The following is a 12,444-nucleotide window of genomic DNA, read 5'->3' as shown; positions in this document are numbered from 1 at the left end:
CGCCCTACCCGACGACCCGCCCATTCAGCACGACCCGCCGAGGCGCCGCCAGGACGCGTACGTCCGCTCGCGGGTCGGACGCGTACACCACCAGGTCCGCCGCCGCCCCCTCCTCCAGGCCGGGGCGGCCGAGCCACTTGTGGGCCGCCCAGGTCGTCGCCGAGAGCGCCTCGACCGGTGGGATACCGGCCGTGACCAGTTCCGCGACCTCGGCCGCCACCAGGCCGTGGGGCAGGGTGCCGCCCGCGTCCGTGCCGACGAAGACCGGGATGCCGGCGTCGTAGGCGGAGCGGACCGTGTCGTAGCGGCGTTCGTGGAGGCGGCGCATATGGGCCGACCAGCGGGGGAACCTGGACTCGCCTCCGTCGGCCAGCTTCGGGAAGGTCCCGATGTTGACCAGGGTCGGGACGATCGCCACGCCTCGCGAGGCGAAGAGGGGGATCAGGTCCTCCGTCAGGCCCGTCGCGTGCTCGATGCAGTCGATGCCCGACTCGACCAGGTCCCGCAGGGAGTCCTCGGCGAAGCAGTGGGCGGTCACGCGGGCGCCCAGGCGGTGGGCCTCCGCTATGGCCGCCTCGACCGCCTCGCGCGGCCAGCAGGCCGACAGGTCGCCCACCTCGCGGTCGATCCAGTCACCGACCAGCTTCACCCAGCCGTCGCCGCGCCGGGCCTCCTGGGCGACGTAGGCGACCAGGTCGTCCGGTTCGATCTCGTGCGCGTAGCCGCGGATGTAGCGGCGGGTGCGGGCGATGTGCCGGCCGGCCCGGATGATCTTCGGCAGGTCCTCGCGGTCGTCGATCCAGCGGGTGTCGGAGGGTGAGCCGGCGTCGCGGATCAGCAGGGTGCCCGCGTCGCGGTCGGTCAGCGCCTGCTTCTCCGCGATGTCGTCGTCGACGGGGCCGTGCGCGCCGAGGCCGACATGGCAGTGGGCGTCGACGAGGCCGGGCAGGGCCCAGCCCTCGACGGTACGGATGTCGCGGGCGCCGACGGGACGGTCGTAGGAGATCCGGCCGTCGACGACCCACAGCTCGTCCCGGACGTCGTAGGGTCCGACGAGCACCCGTCCCTTCACCCGCAGCACAGCGCCATTCCTCATGAGCTGCACTGTAGTCAGGCAGGCCCTACTCGCTCTTCCCGCCCACCTGGTCCGAGGTCTCCTCCTCCACGTCCGCCATCGCCGGGTCGAGGAGACGGGAGAGGAAGTGGCGGGTGCGTTCGTGGCGGGGGTGGGCGATGACCTGGTCGGGGGTGCCGTCCTCGACGATCACGCCGCCGTCCATGAAGACGACCCGGTCGGCGACCTCGCGGGCGAAGGTCATCTCGTGGGTGACGACCATCATCGTCATGCCCTCGTTCGCGAGCATGCGCATGACGGCCAGGACGTCCCCCACCAGCTCCGGGTCGAGCGCCGAGGTCGGCTCGTCGAACAGCATCACCTCGGGGCCCATCGCCAGCGCGCGGGCGATGGCGACGCGCTGCTGCTGGCCGCCGGAGAGGGAGGAGGGGTAGGCGGTCGCCTTCTCCGACAGGCCCACACGCTCGAGGTTCTCGGCGGCGACCCGGGCAGCCTCCGCCTTGCCCCGCCCGAGCACCCGGCGCTGCGGCAGCGCGAGGTTCTCGGTCACCGTGAGGTGCGGGAAGAGGTTGAACTGCTGGAAGACCATGCCGATCCGGCGGCGTACCGCGTCGATGTCGACATCGGGGTCGGTGACCTCCGTACCGCCGACGAAGACCTGGCCCTTGGTCGGCTCCTCCAGGAGGTTCACACAGCGCAGCAGCGTCGACTTGCCGGAGCCGGACGGGCCGATGACACAGACGACCTCGCCCTGGCCGATCTCCAGGTCGATGCCGCGCAGCACCTCGTTGTCGCCGAAGGATTTGTGCAGCTCGCGGATCTCGATTTCCGGACGGCTCATTTCACGGCCTCCTGGGCCTTCGCCTCCATACGGCGTACGACGAAGCCGAGCGGGATCGTGACCAACAGGTAGCACAGGCCGGCGACCAGGATCGGCGTGGAGTTGGCGGTCTGGCTGGCGAGGTCGCGGCCGAACTTGGACAGCTCCCGCTCCTCCAGGGTGACACCGAGGAACAGCACCAGCGAGGAGTCCTTGAAGAGCAGGACGAGTTCGTTGGTGAGGGGCGGCAGGATGATCCGGAAGGCCTGCGGGAGGATGATCGAGACCATGGCGCGGGCGGGCGAGAAGCCCAGGGAACGGGCCGCCTCCATCTGCCCCTTGGGCACCGCCTGGATGCCCGCACGGAACGTCTCCGCCATGTACGCGGCGGCCACCAGGCCGAGCGCGAGGGCGACCTTGCCGTACGTTCCGCCGGGGATCTCGGTGCCGGGGAAGGCCAGCGGGACGGCCACGCCGATGAAGATGAAGATCAGCAGGGCGGGCAGGCCGCGGAAGATCTCGATGTAGATACCGGCGATCCAGCGGTACGGGCCCACGGAGGACAGCCGCATGAGGGCCAGGACCATGCCGAGCACCAGGCCGACCAGGAAGCCGGACAGCGTGTACAGCACGGTGTTCTTCAGCGCCAGCGTGATGACGTCCGGGAACATCTGCTCGGCGATGTCCTGCTGGGCGAACTGGTTCTGCAGCCGGTCCCAGTCGGCCCCGACCGCGAGGGCGACCAGGGCGCCGACGAAGACGACGTACTGCACACCGCGGGACACCCGGCGCTTCTGGCGCCGCGTCAACCCCCTCTTTCGGGGCTGGACTTCGGTCTTCGCGGCGTCGGTCATGAGGCGGCGGGCGAGGCGGCGGCCGCACCTGTTGCCGTAGAAGCGGCGTATGGGCCGATCCACTGCTCGTACAGCTTCTTGTACGTGCCGTCGGCCTTGGCGTCCGCAAGGGCCTTGTTGACGGCCTTGAGCAGCGGCTCGTTGCCCTTTTTCACCGTGAAGCCGTACTGCTCGCCGGTGTTGATCTGCTCGGCGACCTCGAAGGCGTCGGCGTTGGCCTGGTCCTTGAGCCAGCCCTGGACGACCGGGTAGTCGATGACGACGGCCTCGACCTGGCCGGTGCGCAGGCCGTTGAGGACGGCGTCGGAGGACTCGAAGGAGACCGGGTCGAGGCCCTGGCTCTTGGCGTAGTCCTCGCCGGTGGTCTGCGCCTGGGCGCCGACCTTCTTGCCCTTGAGGTCGGCGAAGGAGCCGATGCCGCTCTTCTTGTCGGCCAGCACGGCCTGGGTGGCCTCGAAGTACGGGTCCGAGAAGTCGACGTTCTTCTTGCGCTCCTCGGTGATGGTCATGCCGGCGGCGGCGAGGTCGCACTGGCCGGCGTTGAGGGACCCGCCGGTCTTGAAGTTCTCGAAGGGCTGGTCGACGATCTGCTGCTGCACACCCAGGTCCTCGGCGACCAGGTCGATCAGCGAGACGTCGAAGCCCTGCACCTTGCCGTCGATCTCCGACTGGAAGGGCGGGTACGGCAGGTGGGTGCAGGTGGTGAGCTGGCCGGCCTTGACCAGTTCGACCCCGCCGGCGGCGGTCTTGGTGCCGCTGCCGCCGTCGTCCGAGGCGCAGCCGGCCACGAGCAGCAGCCCGGCCGTCGCGGTGGTGGCGGCCAGAATGCGGGCCCGACGCCCGAGGACCGTGTTCACGGGGACCTCCTGTGAGGGAACTGAGAGTTCCGATTATAAGGAGAACTTTGAACCACTCAAACCAAACCCATGGCCACGAGGCCGTCCGGCCTGAGAAGTCTCCGGTAACAGGGGTGTGCGGCCCGCCGGTTACCCTCGACAGCGTCGACCCCGTGAGTGAAGAGAGCACCGCCGTGACCCACCCCCTCCTGGACCTGGCCCCGCTGACCGCAGCGCACTTCGCCGCCATCGAGGACCGGGTGGCCCGGCTGCTCGACACCCGCCAGGACGTGGTGATCATGCAGGGGGAGGCGCTGCTGCCGCTGGAGGGCGCGATCCGCGCCACGGCCGGTCCCGGGACGACGGCACTGAACGTGATCACCGGACCGTACGGGCAGACCTTCGGGAACTGGCTGCGGGACTGCGGGGCGACCGTGATCGATCTCGCGGTGCCCTTCCACACGGCGGTCACGGCCGAGCAGATCCGGGCGGCCTTCGCCGAGCACCCGGAGATCGACTTCGTGTCCCTGGTGCATGCGGAGGCGGCGACCGGCAACACCAACCCGGTCGCGGAGATCGGCGAGGTGGTGCGGGAGCACGGGGCGTTGTTCTACCTGGACGCCGTCGCCTCCATCGGGGCCGAGCCGGTGCTGCCGGACGCGTGGGGCGTGGACCTGTGCGTCATCGGGGCGCAGAAGGCGATGGGCGGTCCCGCCGGGGTGTCGGCGGTGTCGGTGAGCGAGCGCGCCTGGGCCCGTATGACGGCGAACCCGAACGCCCCGCGCCGCTCCTACCTCTCCCTGCTGGACTGGAAGGAGCGCTGGATCGACGCCGGCCGGACGTCCCTGCTGCACGCGCCGGCCCAGCTGGAGATGCTGGCCCTCCAGGCGTGCGTCGAGCGGATCGAGGCGGAGGGACCGCAGGCGGTGATGGCCCGGCACGCGGCCGCCGCGGCGGCGACCCGGGCGGGGGCGCTCGCGCTGGGCGGTGGCCTGGAGCCGTACGTGTACGAGGCCGCGGAGGCGGCGCCGGTCGCGACCACCCTGCGGTCCCCCTCCGGCGTCGTGGCGTCGGAACTGGTGGCCAGGGCCCTGGAGAGCGACCCTGCGCTGCCGCTGGCCGCGGGCGGGGGCGCGCTGGCCAAGGAGATGATCCGCGTCAACCACTACGGTTCCGACGCGACGCCGGGCGCCGTCCGGGCGAGCCTGGCCGCCCTGGGCGCGGCCCTCTCCGAGAAGGGTCCGACGGTGGACCTCGACGCGGCGCGGCGGGCTGCCGAGGCCGCCTGGCAGTAACCGTCGGGCACTCTCTTCACGGTTGATTTTCCGGGATTCCTTTTCCGCAATTTCAATCACTTAATCGGGAGCAGCTTCCCGTATTCTTCTGCCCGCTTTCCCCGACCCTAAACGCAAAGATTTCGCGAACACCAAGCGGCGTAATTCGGGCAGATCTCCTGAGGGTTACATGGTTGTGACGCGTTCCACATCGCGCCCGTTTTATGCATTATGCGGCCTACAAATCCGGGCATTTCGCCGCACCTTCGCGCGGCTGCACGCGCACGCGTGATAACACAGGACGCGCCGACGCGTAAGCCCCTCCGGCCATGCAATTTCGAATTTCGCTCGGTAAATTCAATTCGCATGACTGCCGCACAAGCAGACCTGCACATCGACCGTCCGGCGGTTACGGACGGGGCCGCTGTCTGGCGGCTCGCCAAGGAATCCGGAACCCTCGACCTGAACTCCTCGTACAGCTATCTGCTGTGGTGCCGGGACTTCGCCGCCACCTCGGCGGTGGCGCGGGCGGACGACGGGGCGGCCGTCGGCTTCATCACCGGGTACCTGCGGCCGGACCGTCCGGGGACCCTGCTGGTGTGGCAGGTGGCCGTCGACGCCGCGTACCGCGGACGCGGGCTGGCGGCGCGGCTGCTCGACGGACTGACCGCCCGGGTCGCCGCCGAGCAGGGACTGACCTCCGTCGAGACCACCATCACGCCGGGCAACACCCCCTCCGAGCGGCTGTTCACCTCGTACGCCGCCCGGCACGGCGCCCGCGTCGAGCGTGCGGTGCTGTTCGACACGGGTCTGTTCCCGGACGGCCCGCACGACCCCGAAGTCCTGTACTGCATCGGCCCGTTGACCCACCTCTCGCAGTGACCCGTCGCAATTGACCGTTGCAACCGACCGTCGTATGACCGTCGCAATGAGGAGCGATTCTCCGTGACCATCACCCAGCCCGACCTCAGCGTCTTCGAAACCCTGGAGTCCGAGGTGCGCAGCTACTGCCGCGGCTGGCCCACCGTCTTCGACCGGGCGCGCGGCAGCCGCATGTACGACGAGGACGGCCACGAGTACCTCGACTTCTTCGCCGGAGCCGGCTCGCTCAACTACGGGCACAACAACCCCGTGCTCAAACGGGCCCTGCTCGACTATCTGGACCGGGACGGCGTCACCCACGGTCTCGACATGTCGACCACGGCCAAACGCGCCTTCCTGCAGACCTTCCAGGACCTGGTGCTGCGGCCGCGCGACCTGCCGTACAAGGTCATGTTCCCGGGCCCGACCGGCACCAACGCCGTGGAGTCCGCGCTGAAACTGGCGCGCAAGGTCAAGGGGCGCGAGGCCATCGTGTCCTTCACCAACGCCTTCCACGGGATGTCCCTCGGCGCCCTCGCCGTGACCGGCAACGCCTTCAAGCGGGCCGGGGCCGGTATCCCGCTGGTGCACGGCACGCCGATGCCCTTCGACCACTACCTCGACGGCAAGGTCGAGGACTTCCTGTGGTTCGAGCGGCTCCTCGAGGACCAGGGCTCCGGGCTCAACCAGCCCGCCGCCGTGATCGTCGAGACCGTGCAGGGCGAGGGCGGCATCAACGTGGCCCGGCCCGAGTGGCTGCGCTCGCTCGCCGAACTGTGCCGGCGCCGCGACATGCTGCTGATCGTCGACGACATCCAGATGGGCTGCGGGCGCACCGGCGCGTTCTTCTCCTTCGAGGAGGCCGGGATCGTGCCCGACATCGTCACCGTGTCGAAGTCCATCAGCGGCTACGGACTGCCGATGTCGCTGTGCCTGTTCAAGCCGGAGCTGGACGTGTGGGAGCCGGGCGAGCACAACGGCACCTTCCGCGGCAACAACCCCGCGTTCGTCACGGCCACCGCCGCGCTGGAGACGTACTGGACCGACGGCTCGGCCATGGAGAAGCAGACCCGCGCGCGCGGCGAGCAGGTCGAGCAGGCGCTGATCGCCATCACCGAGGAGAACCTCGCCGACGTCAAGGAGTACCGGGGCCGCGGGCTGGTGTGGGGCATGGAGTTCCACGACAAGGGCCGGGCCGAGCGCGTCGCCCGCCGCGCCTTCGAACTCGGGCTGCTGATCGAGACGTCCGGCCCCGAGAGCGAGGTCGTCAAGCTGCTGCCCGCCCTCACCGTCACCCCCGAGGAGCTGGACGAGGGCCTGCGCGTCCTCGCCCGTGCCGTACGCGAAACCGTCTGAGAAAAGGAGCTGTTCAGCACCGTGATCGTCCGTTCGTTCAAGGACATCGAAGGCACCGACCGGCATGTGAAGGCCGCGTCCGGCACCTGGGAGAGCAAACGCATCGTCCTCGCCAAGGAGAAGGTCGGCTTCTCGCTGCACGAGACGATCCTGTACGCGGGGACGGAGACGTCGATGTGGTACGCCAACCACATCGAGGCCGTGGTCTGTGTGCAGGGCGAGGCCGAACTGACCGACCACGAGACCGACCGGACGTACACGATCACGCCCGGGACGATGTACCTCCTCGACGGCCACGAGCGGCACACGCTGCGCGTCAAGGAGGACTTCCGCTGTATCTGCGTCTTCAACCCGCCCGTGACCGGACGGGAGGACCACGACGAGAACGGCGTATACCCCCTGCTCACCGAACCCGAGGAGGTGTGACATCCCCATGACGACCAGCACTGTCACGGATCTCTACCCCAGCCGCGGCACCACCGAGGTGTCCGTCCCCCGCAAGGACCCCGTCGTCTGGAGCGCGCCCGGCACCCCCGGGCCGATCGACGTCGCCGGTCTCCAGTCCTACGAGCGGGACGGCTTCCTCGCCATCGAGGAACTCATCACCGACGACGAGGTCGCCGTCTACCGGGAGGAATTGAACCGGCTGGTGGCGGACCCGGCGATCCGGGCCGACGAGCGGTCGATCGTCGAGCCGAAGTCGCAGGAGATCCGGTCCGTCTTCGAAGTGCACAAGATCAGCGAGGTGTTCGCCGCGCTGGTGCGCGACGAGCGGGTCGTCGGGCGGGCCCGGCAGATCCTCGGCTCGGACGTGTACGTCCACCAGTCGCGGATCAACGTCAAGCCGGGCTTCGGGGCCAGTGGCTTCTACTGGCACTCGGACTTCGAGACCTGGCACGCCGAGGACGGTCTGTCGAACATGCGGACGGTGTCCGTCTCGATCGCGCTGACCGAGAACCACGACACCAACGGCGGGCTCATGATCATGCCCGGCTCGCACAAGACCTTCCTCGGGTGTGCGGGGGCCACGCCGAAGGACAACTACAAGAAGTCGCTGCAGATGCAGGACGCGGGCACGCCCTCGCACGAGGCGCTGACCGCGATGGCCTCGCAGTACGGCATCAAGTTGTTCACGGGCAAGGCCGGTTCGGCGACCTGGTTCGACTGCAACTGCATGCACGGGTCGGGCGACAACATCACGCCGTTCCCGCGCAGCAACGTGTTCATCGTGTTCAACAGCGTGGAGAACGCGGCGGTGGAGCCGTTCGCGGCGCCGGTGCGGCGGCCGGAGTTCATAGGAGCGAGGGATTTCACGCCGGTGAAGTGACGTAGTCGGACGTGTCGAGTCGGGGTCCCTTTCCTGAGGGGCCCCGACTCGTCAGTGGTTCATGCGGACAGCACGTCCAGCAGGCGGTCGACGTCGGCCGGCGTGTTGTACAGGTGGAAGGCGGCGCGCAGGTTGCCCGCGCGGTCGGAGACCTCGACTCCGGCGCGGCTCAGGTCGGGCTGGCGGTGGCCGAGGCCCGGCACGGAGACGATCGCCGAGCCGGGCGCCGGGACGGGTTCGTGGCCGAGCGTCGCCAGGCCCGCGCGGAAGCGGTCGGCGAGCGACAGGTCATGCGCGTGTACGGCGGCCACGCCGAGTTCCTCGACCAGGGCCAGGGAGTGCCGGGCGCCGGTGTAGGCGAGGAGGGCGGGGCTCTCGTCGAACCGGCGGGCGGAGTGGGCGAGTTCCTTGACCGGGCCGTAGGTGCTGTCCCAGGGGTGTTCGCCGGCCGCCCAGCCCGCGAAGACGGGAGTGAGTCCGCCGAGGTCCTCCGGTACGACGAGGAAGGCCACGCCGCGCGGGCAGACGACCCACTTGTAGGCGACGGAGGAGACGTAGTCGAAGTCGTCCGCGGCGAGCGGCAGCCAGCCGACGGCCTGGGACATGTCGATGAAGGTGCGCGCCCCGTGCGCGCGGGCCGCCTCGCGGATCGCCGGCAGGTCGGCGATCCGGCCGTCCGCCGACTGCACGGCGCTCACGGCGACGAGCGCGGTGTCCGGGCGGACCGATTCGGCGAGCCGCTCCAGGGGCACGCTGCGCACCTTCAGGTCCCGGCGGACGTGGAAGGGGTTCACGAGGGAGCTGAAGTCGGCCTCGGCGGTGAGCACCTCGGCGCCCTCGGGCAGCGCGGCGGCGATCAGCCCGCTGTGCACGGCGACGGAGGCCCCGGCCGCGACCCGGCTCGCCGGCACCCCGACGATCCGGGCGAAGGCGGCCCGGCAGGCCTCCACGTCGGCGAACATGTCCTGCGGCACGCCTTCGGCCAGGGACAGTGCGGCGGCGTGCAGCGCCGCCACCGTGCGGGCCGGCAGCAGGCCGGTGCTCGCGGTGTTGAGGTAGGTGTTCTTCGGGGCGAACTCGGCGCGGACGAGGCTCTCGAAGGTCTCCATGGGTCCACTCTGCGGTCCCGGGAAGCCCACGTCCATTGCGTATTTCTACGTGGTTTCCCCAAGGACCGCTTATGGACCGGCCCTCACCTGCGGCTTCAGTGCTGCGGCACCGCGCACCCGTCCGGACCGCACGCCTCGGCGCCCGCGTCGTCGATCAGCTTCAGCGGCGACCGCTCGCCCCACGCCTGCGTGAGTGCCTGGCCGAACACCTCGGCGGGCTGTGCGCCGGAGACGCCGTACTTCCGGTCGAGGACGAAGAACGGCACCCCGGTGGCACCGAGCTGCGCGGCCTCCCGCTCGTCGGCCCGGACCTCGTCGGCGTAGGCACCCGGATCGGCGAGCACCTTGCGAACGTCGGCCTCGTCGAGCCCGGCGGCGACGCCGATCTCCACCAGCCGCTCGTCGTCGTTGAAGACGGACCGCTCCTCGGCGAAGTTCGCCTCGTACATCAGCTGGACGAGCTCGCCCTGCCGGCCGTGCTCCTTGGCGAAGTGCAGCAGCCGGTGCATGTCGAAGGTGCTGCCGTGGTCCCGGCCGCGCGTCCGGTACGCCAGCCCCTCGGCGGCGGCCTGTGCCCCCAGGTTGTCCTCGCCGGCCTGCGCCTGGGCCTCGCTCATGCCGTACTTCTTGGCGAGCATCGTCAGCACGGGCTGTACGTCGTCCTTGGCCCGCCCGGGGTCCAGCTCGAACGACCGGTGCACGACCTCGACCTCGTCGCGGTGCGGGAACTCCGCCAGCGCCTTCTCGAAGCGGGCCTTGCCCACGTAGCACCAGGGGCACCCATGAACCACGGGAACCAGACCGTCTCTGACCTGCGAAAACGCGGAATCTAGGCATTCCACTCGCTCACAGGGACCCGAGACGGATGACCCCACGGCGAATGGACACCGATGGAGCGGGAAGACCTGCCCAACCTGCGTGCACTGGGCTTCGAAGACGACGAACTCATGGCGCTGGGACTCTGGGAAGTGGTGACAGGCAGCCCGGCTGACTTGGCAGAGATGTACGTCAGGCGAAGCAAGAAGAAGGACACCCTTAGCTCACTGCGGGAACAGGTGCGCCGTATGTGCTGGCACGCCAGCCAAGAGGGCAAGCGAATCCGGCACGTCTGGTTTGAGCAGAAGAGCGCAAGCAAGGCGTACGTCCGGCGCGAAGAGTTCGAGAACGCCACAGCCGCAATCGCTGACGCTGGACTGTCCAAGACACTCTATGTCTTCAAGACCAGCCGCCTTTCCCGCCGTGGCATGGGTCAGGTTGGCCTCTTGCTGGACAAGTTCGAAGAGCGACAGGCGCGCATTTACGTCGTTGCCGAGAACATCGATTCCACGCGAAGCCGCATGGTGCTGGCCATTCTCAGCGAGCAAGCGCGAGACCAGGCGTCAGACATCAGCGAATTCACGAAGAACGGTATCAACGGCAACAAGGCTGACGGACGCTGGACAGGCGGAGTAACCCCCTTTGGCCTCTACTCGCCCAAGGGTTCCGGCAAGCTAGCGCACCAGCCCACGGAATACCCCGTTGCGCGCCGCATCGCTGAGTACCTGCTAGACCGTAAGACGCCTAACTGGATCACAGAGAAGCTGAACAGCGAGGGAATCCCTACCCGCCACGGAAAGAAGTGGTCCGGTCCCGGCATCATCAGCCTTGCCCATTCCGTCGCATGGGCCGGACTGGTGGTAAAGCGGGAAAAGATGCTGGATCAACACGGCAACGACACTGGCAAGTACCACCGTGGTGGAAGCCCCTTGCTGGACAAGAAGGGAAACCCAATCTCGTGTGGTCAGGGTGTCGTGACCTTCGCAGAGCACGTAAAGATCAACGCCATTCTGGCTGAGCGCGCACAGCCGGGTACCAGCATTGGCGACCGGACACGCGGTAAGCGGGAAATCGTCGCCCTTCTTTCCGGCACGCTTCTCTGCGGACTCTGCAATGGCCCCATGGCCAACGGTGGAGTCAATTACCGGTGCTACGCCCGACAGACGGAAGGACCATCTTCTTGCAAGGGTGTCTCTACTGAGCGCACCCGCGTTGATTCGGCCGTAGAGATCATGTGGCTTAACCACGTTCTCAGGCTGGCCCCGGACTCCCCCACCATTCAGGCCATTGCCCGTGACTGGCTGTCCTACCAGGACCCTGAGCGCGACGCACGCAAGGCTCACGTCAACGCTGCTCTGGAATCAGCAGTAGGCCGGGAAATGAAGCTGGAAAAAGAGTTCTTCGTCTTGGGCCGGATGGACGAAGACAAGTACGACCGGCTTCGGGAACAGGTGGCCGCTCAGATTGCGGAGCTGAAAGCCGAAGCGGCGGAACTGTCCGAGGAAGCTGACCTGACGCCCTTGATGGACCCGGAGTCGCTCGCCGCCCTTTGGCAGGGTGCCGGGATTGGCGGACAGCGCGCGCTACTCAAGGCAGCCGCAAAGGGAATCACGCTGCTTCCCTCGAAGTTCCGGGGTGACCGTACGCCGATCCTTGACCGGCTGATTCCCGAATGGCGGGACGACAGGGGAAACCAGGCGGAAGACGCCGCATGGGACAGGTGGGAAGCGCGCCGCACTCAAGCGGCAGTCTGATTCAGCGAGAAGCAATGGCGCAGGCCCTGCCGGATCTTGGCGGATGAGACAGGGCCTGCGCTCCCCAGAAAGGGAGACAGCATTATGTCACGTGCGGAATGGGAAGCGGCGCAGGAAGCCGAAGAGGCAGCGTTCTACCGCGAGTGCGAGTGGAAGCGCATAGAGCGCACGCTCAACGGCCTGTACGCCCGCCAGTTGGTTGAAGGTGGTTCGGTCCTCCTCCGTCAGCGCATCAAGCGCCTAGAGTCTCTGTTGGCTGCCCTGCAAGGACATCCCGGGGCGTTGGCGGGATAGCACGCGAGAGAAGCCCTGAGCGCCCATCTGAGCGCCTTCTAGCCCCATTTAGTCCCAGTGGCCGGATG

12 protein-coding genes are annotated in these 12,444 nt (G+C 68.4%); 6 read left to right on the top strand and 6 right to left on the bottom strand.

Going from position 1 to position 12,444, the window contains the following annotated elements; all coding sequences use genetic code 11:
• Window positions 1-4: 4 nt before the first annotated feature.
• From ACKTSN_RS35595 to ACKTSN_RS35580, 4 genes are read right to left on the bottom strand one after another with little or no spacing between them, the layout of a single operon-like run.
• A complete protein-coding gene (locus ACKTSN_RS35595) occupies window positions 5-1,096 on the bottom strand; it encodes an amidohydrolase family protein (protein WP_409472873.1) in 1,092 nt (363 codons plus the stop codon).
• Between the two features lie 25 nt (window positions 1,097-1,121).
• Window positions 1,122-1,916 carry an amino acid ABC transporter ATP-binding protein gene (locus ACKTSN_RS35590; protein WP_224734774.1) on the bottom strand — a complete coding sequence of 265 codons (795 nt, stop codon included), beginning with the start codon at window positions 1,914-1,916 and terminating at the stop codon, window positions 1,122-1,124.
• Window positions 1,913-2,749: an amino acid ABC transporter permease gene (locus ACKTSN_RS35585; RefSeq protein WP_409475002.1), complete on the bottom strand. Its 837-nt coding sequence runs from the start codon at window positions 2,747-2,749 to the stop codon at window positions 1,913-1,915. The genes ACKTSN_RS35590 and ACKTSN_RS35585 overlap by 4 nt, the downstream gene beginning before the upstream one ends.
• On the bottom strand, window positions 2,746-3,606 hold the full coding sequence (locus ACKTSN_RS35580; RefSeq protein WP_409472872.1) for a transporter substrate-binding domain-containing protein: 861 nt from the start codon (window positions 3,604-3,606) through the stop codon (window positions 2,746-2,748). The genes ACKTSN_RS35585 and ACKTSN_RS35580 overlap by 4 nt, the downstream gene beginning before the upstream one ends.
• 173 nt (window positions 3,607-3,779) lie before the next feature.
• Between ACKTSN_RS35580 and ACKTSN_RS35575 the strand changes: the two genes are divergently transcribed.
• The 5 genes from ACKTSN_RS35575 (at window position 3,780) to thpD (ending at window position 8,403) form a co-directional block, all read left to right on the top strand.
• Window positions 3,780-4,880 carry a pyridoxal-phosphate-dependent aminotransferase family protein gene (locus ACKTSN_RS35575; RefSeq protein WP_409475001.1) on the top strand — a complete coding sequence of 367 codons (1,101 nt, stop codon included), beginning with the start codon at window positions 3,780-3,782 and terminating at the stop codon, window positions 4,878-4,880.
• A gap of 345 nt (window positions 4,881-5,225) precedes the next feature.
• Window positions 5,226-5,741: a diaminobutyrate acetyltransferase gene (gene ectA / locus ACKTSN_RS35570; protein ID WP_409472871.1), complete on the top strand. Its 516-nt coding sequence runs from the start codon at window positions 5,226-5,228 to the stop codon at window positions 5,739-5,741.
• A gap of 63 nt (window positions 5,742-5,804) precedes the next feature.
• Entirely contained in the window at window positions 5,805-7,076 is a 1,272-nt protein-coding gene (gene ectB / locus ACKTSN_RS35565; RefSeq protein ID WP_409472870.1) for a diaminobutyrate--2-oxoglutarate transaminase, read from the top strand.
• A 21-nt stretch (window positions 7,077-7,097) separates the two neighbouring features.
• The gene (locus ACKTSN_RS35560) at window positions 7,098-7,502 is read left to right on the top strand and encodes an ectoine synthase (protein WP_224734769.1); all 405 of its coding nucleotides are present in this window, start codon (window positions 7,098-7,100) and stop codon (window positions 7,500-7,502) included.
• 7 nt (window positions 7,503-7,509) lie between these two features.
• Window positions 7,510-8,403, top strand: coding sequence for an ectoine hydroxylase (gene thpD, locus ACKTSN_RS35555; RefSeq protein ID WP_409472869.1), 894 nt, complete (start codon window positions 7,510-7,512; stop codon window positions 8,401-8,403).
• A 59-nt stretch (window positions 8,404-8,462) separates the two neighbouring features.
• On the opposite strand, the gene ACKTSN_RS35550 is transcribed toward thpD, so the two are convergent.
• Window positions 8,463-9,512 carry an aminotransferase class V-fold PLP-dependent enzyme gene (locus ACKTSN_RS35550; RefSeq protein ID WP_409472868.1) on the bottom strand — a complete coding sequence of 350 codons (1,050 nt, stop codon included), beginning with the start codon at window positions 9,510-9,512 and terminating at the stop codon, window positions 8,463-8,465.
• Between the two features lie 95 nt (window positions 9,513-9,607).
• On the bottom strand, window positions 9,608-10,312 hold the full coding sequence (locus ACKTSN_RS35545) for a DsbA family oxidoreductase (RefSeq protein WP_409475000.1): 705 nt from the start codon (window positions 10,310-10,312) through the stop codon (window positions 9,608-9,610).
• A gap of 90 nt (window positions 10,313-10,402) precedes the next feature.
• Here ACKTSN_RS35545 and ACKTSN_RS35540 point away from each other — a divergent pair, with 90 nt between their 5' ends.
• Entirely contained in the window at window positions 10,403-12,082 is a 1,680-nt protein-coding gene (locus tag ACKTSN_RS35540) for a recombinase family protein (protein WP_409472867.1), read from the top strand.
• The last annotated feature ends 362 nt before the right edge of the window (window positions 12,083-12,444 follow it).

The sequence above is a fragment of the Streptomyces flavusporus genome (assembly GCF_046267975.1).
GTDB classification, from domain to species: Bacteria; Actinomycetota; Actinomycetes; order Streptomycetales; family Streptomycetaceae; genus Streptomyces; species Streptomyces flavusporus.
The sequence above is the reverse complement of the archived record's forward strand: the minus strand, read 5'-3'. Positions and strand labels throughout refer to the sequence as shown.